Here is a 15,614-nt window from a genome sequence, read left to right on the forward strand (position 1 = left end):
AGAGGTACTGGAATAATAATGAATCCTCCTGTATTTATTGTTTTAAGCACTGCATAGCTCTTAACTGAACCGTATTGTGATATAACCCACAGTTAGCACACGGCACTGCCGTGTCCCTACAATTAATCGGGCGATGGTTACATCTTTCGCGGGGATGAGCGATGATTTTGAGGTAGGGAAACGGCACTGCCGTGTCCTCCGACAATTAATCGGGTGATGGTTAGATGCGAGGGGAGCGATCGATTATTTTGGGGTAGGGAAACGGCACTGCCGCGTCCTCCGTTACTATTTAGGAGTACGGGTTTCAACCCCTGCCGGACTAAAACAATGACTTTTATGAACTAAAACAATGACTTTTATGAACTAAAGTAATGACTTTTATGAATTGACCTTACAAGAAATCTATTGAATGATTGTAATCAAGAGATTTCTAGTAGGAATTATATTATGAACAAAGGTCAGTTCAAAAAAATACTTTGTTTCTTAATGACCTCCTTGACCGTCTTTCTGGTCACAGTCACTCAGGCAGGCGCCCAACAACTACCGTTTTACTGGGATAACATCAACGTCACAATCGACGTTCAGACCAACGGAGATATGTTAGTTACGGAAAAGCAAAAATATGTGTTCACAGCCGACTACAACACTGAACGATATCGCTACATTCCTTTAGGTAAGGTAGATGAAATTAAAGATGTCACCGTTCAAGAAAATAATCAAATAATTCCGAGTAGCACGGGGATTGAAAACAATGAACTTTGGATTCGTTGGCAACATCAATTAAAAGCGCCAGAATCACATACTTTTGTCATCAAATATCGCGTGGTAGGCGGATTGCAGGTAGATGGTGAGAATACTCTAGTTTATTGGAAAGCCATTGCAGCGGGTCGCAAAGCTCCCATTAAGACGGGAAAAGTTACGGTCCAATTACCAGAAGCTTTGTCAGGGAAAGTTCTCTCGTTTACGAATTTTGGTACAGCCGCAGTTCCGCGTCAAGTAGATCCTAAAACATTTGAGTTTGTGGCAACTCAGCCTATTCAACCCCAACAAGAATTAGAAGTGCAAATTGCATTTCCCCAGCAAATTCTGAATATACCTCAACCTGGTTGGCAACAAACTGGAAACCCATCTCAAACTTCTGCGGGAGAAGAAGGCTTTTACATAAACCCCGCAACCCTTTTTTTTCTAATGTTGTTCGGACTTTTTCCAGCTTTAGGAATTATCACATCCATTGCAAATCGACGCTGCCCTGAGTGTACAAAGTTCAATCTCAAACGAACTTATAAAGTTTTGATTCCTGCAACTACTAGCCGTTCAGGAAAGCAGCAAGTTACCCATCACTGCGGAAGTTGCTCTTACCATCGCGAGTACGAAGAAGTAATTCCAGTCATTAGCCATAACAGTGGCGGTGGTGGCGGTGGCGGTGGCGGTGGCGGCGGTGGCGGCGGTGGCGGTGGCGGTGGTGGCGGTGGCGGTGGTTAATATCAACGGGAGTTACGCATCACAACCAAAGAAACCGGGTTTTTACCGAATCTGTGGGCTGTAAAGAAGTATTGTCGCAAAAAACCCGGTTTCTGAGCACCCGTTGATATATTGATCTTACCCAAATTCAGGACACGGCAGTGCCGTTTCCCTACAAATAATCGGGCGGTGGTTACATTTTTTATGAATTGCTCATGATTATTTTAGGGTAGGGAAACGGCATTGCGGAGTCCTCTTTTCAACATTTGGTAAAACTTTTATTGCCTCATTTTGGGGTACAACCGATCGCACTTCATGCACAATCATATTCCAAATATGACTTTTATGAATATAATTAATGACTTTAATGAATTGACTTCAACAGAAATTTATTTAATACTGATTGTAGTTAACAACTTTTCAGTACATTTGAGCTTAAAACAGGTTAAAAACTATGACTAAATCACGTTGGCTTCGCAAACTTTTACCATTAGCAGTATCTTTCGCAACTGCGATCGCAGCAGCAGGCGGTTTTGCCCCGCCAACTTCCGCTCAAAACAATCCGCCGCCGCAAGCCCAGGAAGTTCAACCAGCCCAAGCAGAAGGATTTAGCATTCCGATTTGGATCTATCCCGTAGGAGCCATGTTCCTAGTTTTCATCTTTATACCCAAGATTGGCTGGACTTTGGGATTAATTGCGATCGGCGAACGAGAAGTGGGAATTGTTGTCAAGAAATTCTCCCGCAAAAATTTGCCATCCAGTAGATTGATTGCTCTCGATGGCGAAGGAGGTTTGCAAGCAGATACCCTTCCTCCCGGCTGGCATTTTGGTTATTTTCCCTGGCAATATAGCATTCGCAAAGAACCAGTTGTGGTTGTCCCTCAAGATGAAATTGGTTTAATTATTGCCAACGACGGAGCCACCATTCCTCCCGATCGCATTTTAGGCAAAGTCGTCGATTGCGACAATTTCCAAAATGCCCGCAAATTCCTCACCGACGGTGGAGAAAAAGGACGGCAACTAGCAATTATTACAACTGGTACTTATCGGATCAATACGGCCGTATTTGAAGTCATTACTTCAGCTAATGCCACTGCAAAGGGTATGCAGCCGTCGGAATTTCAACTATACAAACTTGCTCCAGATCGCGTGGGAATTGCGAACGTGCTAGACGGGATTCCGATTGATGAAGGTGAAATTGCCGGACCGATAATTCCCGGTCACGACAATTTCCAAAAAGCTCAATCTTTCATCAAAGGTGGCGGGCGCAGGGGCTTGCAAGAACAGGTGATTTTATCCGGTTCTTGGAACCTCAATCCCTGGTTTGTGCAAGTAGAACAGGTAAAAATGACGGAAGTGCCGATCGGCTATGTAGGGGTAGTAATTTCCTATGTGGGAAAATCGCACCAAGATGTAAGCGGCGCCGCTTTTACCCACGGCAATCTCGTCAACAAAGGCGATAAAGGTGTGTGGGTAGAACCGCTTTACCCAGGCAAACATCCCATCAATACAAAAGTGATGAAAGTAGAACTTGTTCCCACTACCGATGTTGTTTTAAACTTCACATCGCGGTTCAGCGGAGAACACGGCTACGACTCCAAGTTAAGTGCTTTGAAATTGCTTTCTTTTGACGGATTCACCTTTGAGTTAGAAGTTTTTCAGATCATTCATGTCGGTACTTTGGATGCACCGAGAGTCATTTCGCGCCAAGGTTCGATGCAAAATCTAATCGACCAAGTGCTGCGTCCAATTGTGGGCAATTATTTTCGCAATTCTTCTCAAGAATATACAATACTCGATTTTCTAATTGCCCGCAGCGAACGCCAAGCAGAGGCGGCAGAACACGTTCGTCAAGCCCTGCGGGCCTATGATGTGCAGGCTGTTGACACGCTGATCGGTTTGATTTCGCCGCCAGAAGAGTTAATGCAAACATTGACCGATCGCAAAATTGCTCAGGAACAAGAAAAAACTTACGAAGTGCAGCGCATTTCAGAGTCGCAACGTCAAGAATTGGTGCGTGCAACTGCGATCGCAAACATTCAAAATCAGGTGGTGGCGGCAGAACAAGGGGTGAAAATTGCCCAACTGAGTGCAACTGCTGCGATCGAACACGCTAGTGGTGAAGCAGAAGGGATTCGGCTGATGGGACAAGCAAAAGCGGATGCTTATCAAGTTGGTGTCAACGCTTTGGGTACGCAGAGTTACACGCTGTTGCAACTGATGCAAGCTGTCTCAGATGGTAGCGTTCGCGTCGTTCCCGATGTCACAGTAAATGGTAACGGCGGTAGTGGGGGTTTGCTGGACGGTTTGATGGCAATGTTGCTGCGGAATGAAACCAGTAAGAATGGAGAAAATGGAGCACATTCACCTGTAATTAATGTCAAGAAATCTAAGTCTGTAGTTGTGGAAAATGGGGTCAAATAACCAGTAGTAAATGTGCATTCGGTGAAGTCGCCGGAGTCTCCTAATCATTCACCAGTTGCTCAATCTGTGGCTGTTGCGGAGATTGATATCGATTCGGCATTTGGTGAATTGTTAGATATTTGAGTGGATGTGTGCAGTTTGTAGAGAGGACGATCGTCCTCTCTGAAAGCTTTTCGTCTAAAAATTTACTTTTCAGAGAATTAGAGGTGCAAGATTATGAAGTTTCTAGTTGGAGACAAAGAGATGAATTTACCCAAGTCGATCGCAATTACTTGTTTTACTCTCCTAGCATTATCTGGAAATGGGTTATCTGCGCTCGCGGCACAAACGCAACCCGCAAACAAAAAATTTGGTGATTGGTGTCGCACAAAAGCTTCTTTAAGTCCAGAAGCTAGACATACTGTTGAGGTGATGTTGAAGGAAGCAGGGACTACTGAGTGCAATGCAGCTAATCAGAAACTTTCGAGTCTCACGCAACTCACCCTCGACAACAAGAAAATCAGCGATATTACACCGCTAAAATCCTTGACTAACCTGACTATGCTTGGTCTCAATAATAATCAAATCAGCGATCTCAAACCCTTGCAATCCTTGACTAACTTGATTGCGCTCAGTCTCGGAAAGAATAAAATCAGTGACATTAAACCCTTGGGCTCCTTGACTAAGCTGATTTCGCTTGCTCTGACCAATAATAAAATCAGCGACATCACACCGCTAAAATCCTTGACAAACCTGCATCAGCTCTTCCTCAATGGTAATCAAATCAGCAACATTACACCCTTGCAATCCTTGACTAAACTGAGTGTACTCTACATCAGTAGCAATAAAATCAGTAACACAAAACCCTTGCAGTCTTTGACTCAACTGACGAATATCTTTCTGGGCGACAATCCGATCGCTCCGGAAACTTGCCCTGTCAAGCCAGAGTCTATCTGTAATTGGCAAGAAGTATTGGTGTTCTAAAATTTTACATTTCCGAAAATGACGAGTACAAAATTATGACGTTTATAGTTGGAGACAAACACATGAATTTACCAAGGTTGATCGTGGTAGTTGCTTTTAGTGCGATCGGTCTAGGATCATGTGGAAATAGACTTTCGGTTTTAGCAGCAGAAACGCAAAGCGCAAACAAAACATTTGGTGATTGGTGTCGCGAAAAAGCTTCTTTGAGTCCGGAAGCTAAACATACTGTTGAAGTGTTGTTGAAGGAGGCTGAGACTACTGAGTGCGATGCAGCTAGTCAAAAAATTTCGAGTCTCACGGAACTCGAACTCAGGAACAAAGAAATCAGCGATATCAAACCATTGCAATCCTTGACTAAACTGACTTGGCTCGAACTCAGCGGTAATCAAATCAGCGACCTCAAACCGCTAGAATCCTTGACTAACCTGTCTATTCTCGAACTCCAATATAATCAAATCAGCGACATCAAGCCATTACAATTTTTGACTAAATTGAATACTCTCTTACTCAGCGGTAATCAAATCAGTGACATTCAAGCCTTGCAATCTTTGACTCAACTGAATACTCTCTTCCTCAGCAACAATAAAATCAGCGACATCAAACCCTTGCAATCTTTGACGAACCTGGTGGACAATCTCTCCCTCAGCAACAATCAAATCATTGACATTCAACCCTTGCAATCTTTGACTCAACTGATTGATCTCTCCCTCAGCAACAATCAAATCATTGACATTCAACCCTTGCAATCTTTGACTAACCTGTATAATCTCTCCCTTAGCGATAATCAAATCAGCGACATCCAACCCTTGCAATCTTTGACTAAACTGTCTGGAGTCGTCCTTGAAAACAATCAAATCCGCGATATAAAACCCTTGCAATCTTTGACTAGACTGACTTTGCTCAATCTCAACAACAATCAAATCCGCGATATAAAACCCTTGCAATCTTTGACTGAACTGACTAATGTGTACCTCAAAAATAATCAGATTAGCGATATCAAACCGTTGCAATTTTTAACTAACTTGACTCAGATAAAGCTGCACGGAAATGCGGTTGCCGTTATAGAATTATCTAGAAATAGACCTTCTTCATCAGTCACTCAGAAACAATCAGAATACACTGGACAAACATTTGGTGATTGGTGTCGCGAAAAAGCAAATTTGAGCGCTGAAGCTAAACATACTGTTGAAGTTTTGTTGGAAAAAGCTGAAACTACTGAGTGCGATGCAGCTAATCAGAAACTTTCGAGTCTAATGGAACTAGACCTCAACAGTAATGAAATCACTGACATCAAACCCTTGCAATCCTTAACTAACCTGACTAAACTTTTAGTCCACAAAAATCAAATCAGCGATATAAAACCCTTGCAATCATTGACTAATCTGACTCATCTCGGTCTCAGCGATAATCAAATCAGTGATATCAAACCATTGCAATCTTTAACCAAGCTGACTAATCTCGGCCTCTACAACAATAGGGTCGGCGATATCCAACCATTGCAATCTTTGACGAACCTCACTGAACTCGGTCTTGAAAACAATCAAATCAGCGACATCCAACCATTGCAATCCTTAACTAACCTGACTATGCTCGGTCTCATAAACAATGAAATCAGCGATATAAAACCCTTAGAATCCTTGACTAACTTAACTACTCTAAACCTCCACGTCAATGAAATTACTGACATCAAACCATTGCAATCCTTGACTAACCTGACTGTTCTCGGACTCAGCGACAATAAAATAGGCGATCTCAAACCTTTAGAATCTTTGACTAAACTTGAATGGCTCGAACTCCAAAACAATCAAATTAGCGACATCAAACCGCTAGAATCTTTGACCAACCTGACTAATCTAATCCTTAAAAACAATAAAATAAACGACATTAAACCCTTGCAATCCTTGACTAAGCTTGTGTGGCTCGAACTTAATGACAATAAAATCAGCGATATCAAACCCTTACAATCCTTGACTAACCTGATGTTATTTCACATTGGTGGAAATCCGATTTATCCCAAAATTTGCCCGATCAATCCAGAGTCTACCTGCGATTGGGCACACTGGAATTAAATGCTCAAACTTTACACTTCGGAAAACTAGAGACACAAGATGATGACATTTACAGTTGGACACAAATACATAAATTCACCAAAGTCGATCGCAATTACTTGTTCTACGATCCTAGCATTATCTGGAAATGCACTGTCTGCGATCGCACCATAAACGCGATCAAAAAACAGTCAATTCTGCTGAAACCATTGTGGAGCAAGCATCCTACCTGCCTAAAAAAATATGACTTTTATGAACATAATTAGTGAATTTAATGAATTGACTTTAACAGAACTCTCTTGAATACTGATTGTAGTTAACAGCTTTTCTGTAGACTCTGTATAAATTATATAAGGAGAAAACATGATGTCCCAACATAACAATAACAGCAAAAGTCCGAGACCTACATTTTTTATTATTACTTTCGGATTAATTGCGTTTGGTGCGTACAAGTTCCTTCCCAGTTTATTCGCATCCAAAAGTTCACATATATCTACTTCTATTTCTACTTCTACACCTACATCGTGTGCCAGTCCATCAGGTGCGATTCCGTCGGGTGCGATCGCAAATCGCATCAGTTTAGGAAATCAAATATTGGTAGCCTCCCAAACAACAGCAGCAAAACAAGCAGGAGTTCAAGCTTTTGCTGAGGCAAATTACCAAGCTGCCGCCGAATCTTTTGAGAAATCGCTGCAACAAAATCGTAACGACCCGGAAACCATTATTTATTTGAATAATTCCAAAGCAAGCAATGGTTCTTACTTGAAAATTGCTGTCAGCGTCCCCATTGGTAGCAACCCCAATGTCGCCCAATAAATCCTTCGAGGTGTCGCCCAAGCTCAGGATGAAATCAATAGTAGCGGTGGCATCAACGGCGCCAAACTGCAAGTAGAAATTGTCAACGATGACAACAGTCCAGAAGTGGTGAGAGAAGTTGCAAAGACCTTGGCACAAGATCAGAATATACTAGCAGTAATTGGACACAATGCTAGCAACGCATCTCTCGAAGCTGCTCCGATATATCAGCAAGAAAAACTGGTAATGGTGACACCGACGAGCTTTGCCAATAATCTCTCAGGATTTGGCAGCTACATCTTTCGGACAGTACCCAATATTAGCGTAATGGCAGCTCCCTTAGCAGAATATGTAGTTAAAACAGAACGCCAAACTAATATTGCAGTTTGTTATGACTCGCAAGCACCCGATAACATATCATTTAAAGATGAATTTGTTGCCTCTCTTACTGCTGCTGGTGGCAAATTAGTTGCCACTGTTTGCGACTTTTCACTCCCTTCTTTTAATGCGGAAAATGCCCTCGCCGATGCTGTCAGCAAAGGTGCACAAGGATTGATGGTAGCACCTCACGTCGATCGCATTGACCGTGCGATTTCTCTGGCTCGCAGCAATCGAGGCAAATTGCCACTCTACGGCAGCACTACGCTCTACACCTTTCAAACTTTAAAAGATGGGCAAAAAGACGTTGACGGGCTTGTTTTGCCCGTTCCCTGGCATCCTGAAACTAATCCCGGTAGTCGTTTCCCAGAAAATGCCCGCCAGCGTTGGGGAGGCATTGTAAATTGGCGAACAGCAACGAGTTTTGACGCGACTCAAGCTGTGATCGCTGGCTTGCGGCAAAGCAATACGCGGGAAGGGTTTCCACAAGCACTCAGAAATCCGAATTTCTCGGTAGCAGGATCGAGCGAGGATGTGAAGTTTTTGCCCACGGGCGATCGGGCTGGTAAGCCGATTTTAGTGCAAGTTAAACAAGGAGGAAGCACTGGCTATAACTTTGTGCCGCTGCGGTAAGTTTGTTAAGTGCGATCGGGCAGGGTGCCCACTTCACAATCAAATTCACTCTTTTTGGAACAGGCATCTTGCCTGTTTTTTAGCATGAATAAAATCAAACTTTATGTTTAATTAACATGATTTTTAAGAGAAAATGAAATGAGGAAATTAAAGAAGAGCGTTGTATACGATCGCGCCCGTTGAAACCACAAACTACACGGCGGAGAAATATCTATAAGCTGAAGTAAATTCTCAGGATCGGCAGGAATTTCTCAATGGAAAAATTGTTCGGATGAGTGGCGACACACCGAATCACAATATAGACTTGAAAAGGAAGTCTTGGGCCGGCAGGATGCCTAACCCCTACTCCCCACAATAATTGTTGCAGATGTCCGATCGCTTTTTTGTCAAATATCCCCAATAGTGGTAATATCCCCGTATATCGATCGGCTCTGATGGAGAACAGCCATCAGACGCAAGGGGGAAAGTTCGGTGCGAATCCGGCGCTGTCCCGCAACTGTAATGAGATCGTTGGATCTCTGAGTCAGGATGCCCGCCGATTAGTTTACCTGTTGTTTTTCATCTGCGAGGTATGGATGATGGTGAGTTTATTATTTTTTTAATTATTAGATTGGGCTTTTTTAACCGCAGATATCAGCAGAGAAACACAGATGAAAGCTGATGTAATTCGCTCGGGGTTCTGAAGCGTATTTTATTTTAATGGAAATCAAAACAAATGCGAATCGAAGATAGTGTTTGGCAGGGTAGTTTTGGCTACTGGCAAAACTTGTTTATTCACCAGAATATTTTGCCGATCGGACATACTGCTTGGAATGGCTTTTTGAATCTAGGACGGGGCTTGGTTGCTTGCAAAATCAATACTCCCATTAACGGCTATGTGAATTGGAGCGTAGATATTATCAAGTACGATCTGCAATTTATTTCCGACTTGGAGGCAACCGTTTATTTGCAACAACTAGAAATAGAGGAAAACACTGTTTCAAATTTGCTCCAAATCATTGCTGGCTACGAACCAAAGGAAGCAATTATATTTTTGTCGATCGCCAACTGTCAGATTGATATCAATTTATTGCAAAACTTGGCAATTTCTCCTGTTGAGTGCTATGAACAAGTATGCAAGCGCTGGGAAGAATTTCAACTCTGCCCGAAATCCTAAAACTTACTAAATTTTCCTAATGTCGCAGCCAAAATCCATCGAAATTTCCAAAGTAACTCGCTACCAAAATGCAGCGCTTAATTACTATTTGGGCCTGACAGATTCGCCCTACCTTCACTACGGCTATTGGGAAACCCTACCTGTGCCCGCTGACGAACTAACGATCGCGCGATTGCGCCTGGCTCAGCAAGCTTATACTGTAAAACTGTTGGATGCGATCCCCAAAGGCACTCATACGATACTGGATGTGGGCTGCGGGATTGGCGGAAATGCGGCTTATTTGCTCGATCGAGGTTTTGCAGTGGAAGGGCTCGCACCCGATCCGTTTCAACAGCAGCGCTTTCTTAAGTGTACGGGCGATCGGGCAATCTTCCACCTCACGAGGTTTGAAGACTTCAAAGCAACCCATTTCTACGATCTTATTCTCTTTAGCGAAAGTAGCCAGTATATGTCGGCTGTTGATATTGCTAACGGTGCCGCCAAAATCCTCAATCAGGGTGGCTACGTGTTGCTGGCCGATATGCTGCGCTCTGATGCTAATTATAAAGAGGGAATGTTCTCTAATTGTCATGTTGTTACGGAACTTCATGCAGCATTAAAGCAGGCTGGATTCACTTTAGTAAAAAGTGAGGATATTTCCGCCCATATTTTGCCGACTATCGATTTGTATGTCGATACTTTCCGCCGATATGGACTGAATACGATGATCTATGTTGCAGATTTAATTGCGATAACAGTTCCGCCAGTCCACAAATTCCTGCGCTGGATATTTCGCCGCTGGTTCAAGAAGTTGGTGGTTGAAGGATTGGAAGCGGGCAAACTTTTTGAGCAACATCTCTGTTATGAAATGCAACTTTGGCAGTTGTCAAAATCAGATCGAGGCTGACACAAATATAGCAATCCTAAATCATTTGTGAATTTCTTACTCCCTCCCCTTGATAAGGGGAGGGTTGGGGTGGGGTAAAAAGTTTACGACTGCTGCAAGGATTGCTATACAATGGAAATCGGTAATCGGTAATTGGAGGCATAGCCTCCGGGTATTTCTTCCCAGGCAGAGCCGGGGAACAAGGCTATAAAAAATAAAAAATAACGAATATGTCTGAATGGATTCTCGAATTCGCTGGCACTTCCTACTCCTATCCCTGCGGTTCGCGAGTGGCAATTCAGGGTTTAAATCTCAAAGTCCCCGCTGGGAAACGGTGCGGGCTGATCGGTCAAAATGGCTGTGGCAAAACTACCTTTTTTCTGTTAGCAAATGGCTTATATCAACCGCAACAGGGAATTATTAGCTGGCAAGGTGAACCCTTTCGCTACGATCGCAAATCTTTGATGCAACTGCGCCAACAAATCGGACTCGTCTTTCAAAATCCCGAACATCAATTAGTAGCTTCGACGGTAGAAGAAGATATTTCCTATGGATTGTACAATTTAGGCTTAAGAGAATCCGAAATTGCTCAACAGGTGCAGCAAGCGATCGAGCAATTCGATCTAAGCGAACTCGCCCGCGAACCAATTCACAATCTCAGTTTGGGGCAGAAAAAGCGGGTTTCCATCGCCGATATCATGGTTCTCAAGCCCAAACTGCTGCTGTTAGATGAACCTACCGCTTATCTCGATCCGCGTCACACCCGACAACTGATCGGTTTACTTCAACAAATTCACACCGCCGGAACCACCATCCTTTTAGCAAGTCACGACCTCGATTTCATCTACCGCTGGGCTGATTGGGTATTTGTAATGGATCGAGGAAAATTGATTTTAGAAGGAACACCGGAAACCGTTTTTGCTCAGCGGGATGTCTTGGAACAATTGCAGCTTGGCGTACCGCTGGCGATCGAGCTTATGGAGCACATCAGGGCGATGTTTCCAACAGACGATCGCTCAAAAATCCCCGCTTTCGAGCAATGGCAACAACAAATTTTACAAGCACGTCGGCTGCTTTAACGAGACTTAGACAATTGATAATTGGCGTTGCTGATTGACGGGATGAATCACCTGTGATCGGAAGTTACAAAACTCACCCGACTTCGTTTATAGCAATTGGGAAATCTTCAATTCATACCTGTATCCAGCAACGCCCCCCGTGGGATGAAGTTCAGATTACACATTACCAATTATCAAAAATTGATTTAGGAAAAAGGCGATCGCCCCACTGCCGATGGGCACGGTCAGATTGTCAATTCCCAGCTTGGAAACCGACTCCAAAGTAGCAGCAGCCAAAGCTACAACAGCAGACACAGCCCAAGTTTGCCAAATATTGCCTTGAACCGCCAGCAAAATCAAACTGCTAACAGCAAAACTCACCAAATACATAGTTGCAGAACCTTCCCAACTCTTCTGGATTCCCCAAACTCGATAAATATGTTTGCCGTATTTCTGGCCGATGACAGCAGCCAATCCGTCGCCCCAAGCCATGACTAAAATGCCCAAAGCAGCGTACTCCTGATGCTGTAGCGGCCAAAACCAAGCTACGAGAACGCTGATACTAACAGCATAGAAAAAAGTCCCCAAACTCTTGCGGTTGATACTGTTAAGACTGGGCAAAATCGGAACTTGGTAAGAAATTAGGGCGATCGCGCCTGCTAAAACCCCCGCCGAAATCCCCACCCAACCGGGTATTTCCAGCCACCAAGCCAGCAAAATCACGTTCCCAGTACCGATGTGAACCACCTTCCGCGATACCTCAGCATCGACAGAAGTAAAGCGATTTAAGCCCTCAGCTACCAGTAAAATCAAACCCAACCAGACTCCCACGAGGGAAATTTGCAACCACACAGTCGGAATTTCAGAAAATATAGACACGATATTTAGGAAAAACTTATTAACATCAGGCACTCTTTACTACTTTAAACGTAAAGCGCGATCGAGGTTATAACCCCGCAGGCTTAAAGTGCTGCGGGGAGCTGGGTGTTATGTCTTTTTAGATGGGTCTATTTAAAACCTGTGCTATGCTATAAGCAAGTCTAGGGAAAAAGCTATGACTATTTTAGTAGAAGAACTTTTGAATACCTTTGAGCGATTAACAGACTCAGAGCGGTTAGATTTGGTATTGGAAATTTTGAAACGGACTGTTTATTTAGACTTTCCTCCCCTTTCTGATGAGGATTTAGTTCTGAATGCTGAGGGACTTTTTCTAGAGTTAGATGAGGAAGAATCCCTATATGAATAGCCCCGATCGTGGTGATATCTGGTTAGTCGATCTAGGTTATATTGCGAAAGTCAGACCATGTTTGGTCGTGAGCATTCCTGCTCTAAATCAAGACAGGGCATTAGCGACTCGAGTGCCACATACAACAAGTGTACGCGGCTCAAGATTTGAGGTGAAAGTCAAAAATAAGTTCCTCCGAGAAGGAGTATTTGACGTACAAAATATGATTACCATCCCTCATGCAAAGCTTCTACGCAAATTGGGAAGTCTGACATCCGAGAAAATGCTCGAAGTAGAAGAGGTAATACTCTTGTGGTTGGGATTTAAAGAGGAAAATGCTGAGGAAAAAGAGGAGTAAACCGAACCCTTGAAGTTTTGAAATTATCAGAGAATATGACTGCTATGCAATATGTATTAATTATTCATGAAGTAGAAAATTATGAAGCTTGGAAACAGGTATTCGATCGTGCTGAAAGCATCCGAAAAGAAGCTGGCGAGCGCTCCTATCAGCTCTTGAAGTATGACAACGATCCGAACAAAATTGTTCATTTCTCCGCGTGGACATCAATCGCAGATGCTAGGGCGTTTTTTGAGTCGCCTAGACTGGTTAAAATTAGAGAAGAAGCCGGAGTTAAAGCTCCTGAGTTTATTTATCTAGACCAATTAGAGTCAGGAGTATTGTGAAATACCTATTTGTATAATGTAAGTTGTTCAAACTATGTGATTATATTTTGAGTATGTACGACGGTAGCTACTACCAGCTAATGGCTGAGTACAATTGCTGGATGAATCAAAATCTATATTCGGTCTGCTCGGCTATTCCTGATGAACAGCGCAAACAGGATATGGGTGCCTTTTTTAAGTCGATTCATGGCACTTTGAATCACTTACTGTATGGTGACAAAGCATGGATGGGTCGTTTCACTCTTAACCCATTTTCTGGTACCGTTATCGGTCAAGAACTGTATGCTGACTTTGAGGTTTTGAGAGGAGAACGGGAGACAACGGATCGGCAAATTATAGAATGGTCTAGACACCTTAATTCTGAGTGGTTGAGTCAACCGTTTGAGTACACAAGCAATGTAGATGGTAAATGCCGCGTGCTACCGACTTGGGTTTTGGTGACACATATGTTCAATCATCAAACTCACCATAGAGGGCAAATTACCACCCTACTGAAACAACTTGGCTACGACCCAGGCGTTACAGATATTCCGTGGCTACCCGCTATATCAATCGGATAATTTCTGGTTGTAAACCGACACGCCAGAAAACTCTGCGGTTAAAACCTCGTCTACACTTGCCTCTCGTCCGCCTGCGCTGACAGAAGAAAATCAAGAATTCAAACCTGTGTCGGTGGGTTTTGTCTGTATAAACGTCATTTTCACCGCCGACTATTCAACCCTTGCCTTGGCGGTTTTGTGTGTATAGACGCGGTTTTAAGCGCCCGGTAAGCTGTGGAAATCCTCCGCCTTCACAACTCCCGTTTCATCAACTCTCGCACAAACTCAAAGGCTTTTGGACGCAACTCGACGGGCAGCAACGACAATCCCAAACCCGCCCACATTTTCGCCTCAGAAACCGACTTTCCTGCCCGCACCATCAGGCGCCCTTTTGCAGTTTCACCCACCTCAATCAGTCGCAAACCTAGCGCTAATTGAGTTTCGGCAATCCTTTTGAGCCTGACTGTTTCCAACTTCTCCGACTCAAACTCGTAGCCGATCAAATAGCACAATTTATCGCTTAAATACGGAATTGCCCGATCGACTCCTTGCTGTCCTGCATGAACTCGATACTCCATCAACAGCTCCGGCAAGTAATAGCATTTTTTGCCCGCAATCGCAAGTCTTACAAACAAATCGTTATCTTCGCAATTTTGCAAATTCGGCCGCAGAAATCCTACTTCTTCCAGGGCGCGGCGGCGAAACAAAGTTGCCCCTATTTGCAAACTCTGTCTCAGAAAAACTGTGGAGAGCAAATCTTCAATAATTCCAGCCGACAACTCGGTGCGGCCCCACCGCTGGGAATTGAGTTTCGTCTGGTTTTCGTCAATATAATTGTTAATGTCAATCACCCAGTGATCGGTACTGACAAAATCGATGCTGGGGTCTTTATCTAAAATAGCAGATGTCCGCTCTAGAAATTGCGCGCTCAGGCGATCGTCATCGTCAAACTTGATAAAATACTCACCCTTTGCTGCGGCAAAGCCCGATCGCATATTATTACTCTTGCCAATATTCTGCGGGTGGCGAATGTAGCGAATCCCGCGATCGACAAATTCCGACATCAACAGTGGAGTGCTGTCAGTGGAACCGTCATCACAGATAATTAATTCAAAATCTGTATAAGTTTGATCTAGCACGCTGGCGATCGCACAAGCCAGTAGATGCACTCGATTGCAAGTAGGAATGCAAACGCTAATTTTCGGCACTAACTTAGGCAATTTGAGATTTGAGATTTAAGATTGCAAAAAAATCCTGAAACCATTGATTTTCTTCCTTCTTCCTTCTTCCTAAATTTTCTTCCTTCTTCCTTCTTCCTGACATCGGTTACATCCGTTACATCCCGTACATTGCTCGTTGCCGAACTTCCTTCTTCCTTCACTCC

Annotated in this window: 15 protein-coding genes and 1 riboswitch; of the genes, 13 read left to right on the plus strand and 2 right to left on the minus strand. The window is 43.5% G+C overall.

The features are described 5' to 3' along the window. The first annotated feature begins 447 nt into the window (after positions 1–447). From QUA57_RS07975 to QUA57_RS08015, 9 genes are all read left to right on the plus strand, one after another. Positions 448–1,482 carry a DUF2207 domain-containing protein gene (locus QUA57_RS07975; protein WP_333060205.1) on the plus strand — a complete coding sequence of 345 codons (1,035 nt, stop codon included), beginning with the start codon at positions 448–450 and terminating at the stop codon, positions 1,480–1,482. Between the two features lie 433 nt (positions 1,483–1,915). Continuing rightward, a complete protein-coding gene (locus QUA57_RS07980; RefSeq protein WP_333060206.1) occupies positions 1,916–3,886 on the plus strand; it encodes an SPFH domain-containing protein in 1,971 nt (656 codons plus the stop codon). Between the two features lie 216 nt (positions 3,887–4,102). Continuing rightward, positions 4,103–4,849, plus strand: a complete 747-nt coding sequence (locus QUA57_RS07985) for a leucine-rich repeat domain-containing protein (protein WP_333060207.1) — start codon at positions 4,103–4,105, stop codon at positions 4,847–4,849. 35 nt (positions 4,850–4,884) lie between these two features. Continuing rightward, positions 4,885–6,918, plus strand: coding sequence for a leucine-rich repeat domain-containing protein (locus QUA57_RS07990; RefSeq protein ID WP_333060208.1), 2,034 nt, complete (start codon positions 4,885–4,887; stop codon positions 6,916–6,918). Between the two features lie 342 nt (positions 6,919–7,260). Then, positions 7,261–7,713 carry a hypothetical protein gene (locus QUA57_RS07995; RefSeq protein WP_333060209.1) on the plus strand — a complete coding sequence of 151 codons (453 nt, stop codon included), beginning with the start codon at positions 7,261–7,263 and terminating at the stop codon, positions 7,711–7,713. Then, a complete protein-coding gene (locus tag QUA57_RS08000) occupies positions 7,714–8,703 on the plus strand; it encodes an ABC transporter substrate-binding protein (RefSeq protein WP_333060273.1) in 990 nt (329 codons plus the stop codon). It abuts the gene before it with no gap. A 409-nt stretch (positions 8,704–9,112) separates the two neighbouring features. Continuing rightward, positions 9,113–9,257: riboswitch (cobalamin riboswitch) on the plus strand. Positions 9,258–9,418: 161 nt separating this feature from the next. Next, on the plus strand, positions 9,419–9,859 hold the full coding sequence (locus tag QUA57_RS08005) for a hypothetical protein (protein WP_333060210.1): 441 nt from the start codon (positions 9,419–9,421) through the stop codon (positions 9,857–9,859). Between the two features lie 19 nt (positions 9,860–9,878). Further along, entirely contained in the window at positions 9,879–10,745 is an 867-nt protein-coding gene (locus QUA57_RS08010) for a methyltransferase domain-containing protein (protein ID WP_333041170.1), read from the plus strand. A gap of 209 nt (positions 10,746–10,954) precedes the next feature. Further along, the gene (locus tag QUA57_RS08015) at positions 10,955–11,803 is read left to right on the plus strand and encodes an ABC transporter ATP-binding protein (protein WP_333060211.1); all 849 of its coding nucleotides are present in this window, start codon (positions 10,955–10,957) and stop codon (positions 11,801–11,803) included. A gap of 156 nt (positions 11,804–11,959) precedes the next feature. Here the strand turns inward: QUA57_RS08015 and QUA57_RS08020 are convergent, their stop codons facing one another. After that, on the minus strand, positions 11,960–12,661 hold the full coding sequence (locus QUA57_RS08020; protein ID WP_445304463.1) for a diacylglycerol/polyprenol kinase family protein: 702 nt from the start codon (positions 12,659–12,661) through the stop codon (positions 11,960–11,962). Between the two features lie 175 nt (positions 12,662–12,836). On the opposite strand from QUA57_RS08020, the gene QUA57_RS08025 reads away from it, so the two are divergent. The 4 genes from QUA57_RS08025 to QUA57_RS08040 are packed head-to-tail and all read left to right on the plus strand — an operon-like array spanning position 12,837 to position 14,251. After that, complete coding sequence (locus tag QUA57_RS08025; RefSeq protein WP_333041173.1) at positions 12,837–13,028, plus strand: hypothetical protein; 192 nt, start codon at positions 12,837–12,839, stop codon at positions 13,026–13,028. After that, on the plus strand, positions 13,021–13,365 hold the full coding sequence (locus tag QUA57_RS08030) for a type II toxin-antitoxin system PemK/MazF family toxin (protein WP_333060212.1): 345 nt from the start codon (positions 13,021–13,023) through the stop codon (positions 13,363–13,365). Before QUA57_RS08025 ends, QUA57_RS08030 begins: the two co-directional genes overlap by 8 nt. A 35-nt stretch (positions 13,366–13,400) precedes the next feature. Then, positions 13,401–13,691 (plus strand): antibiotic biosynthesis monooxygenase, encoded by a 291-nt coding sequence (locus tag QUA57_RS08035; RefSeq protein WP_333060213.1) that lies wholly within the window; start codon positions 13,401–13,403, stop codon positions 13,689–13,691. Between the two features lie 23 nt (positions 13,692–13,714). Continuing rightward, positions 13,715–14,251 (plus strand): DinB family protein, encoded by a 537-nt coding sequence (locus QUA57_RS08040; RefSeq protein WP_333251030.1) that lies wholly within the window; start codon positions 13,715–13,717, stop codon positions 14,249–14,251. Positions 14,252–14,481: 230 nt separating this feature from the next. On the opposite strand, the gene QUA57_RS08045 is transcribed toward QUA57_RS08040, so the two are convergent. Beyond that, positions 14,482–15,438 carry a glycosyltransferase gene (locus QUA57_RS08045; protein ID WP_333060275.1) on the minus strand — a complete coding sequence of 319 codons (957 nt, stop codon included), beginning with the start codon at positions 15,436–15,438 and terminating at the stop codon, positions 14,482–14,484. Positions 15,439–15,614: the final 176 nt, after the last annotated feature.

Source organism: Microcoleus sp. Pol7_B2, assembly GCF_036701035.1.
Classification (GTDB): domain Bacteria; phylum Cyanobacteriota; class Cyanobacteriia; order Cyanobacteriales; family Microcoleaceae; genus Microcoleus.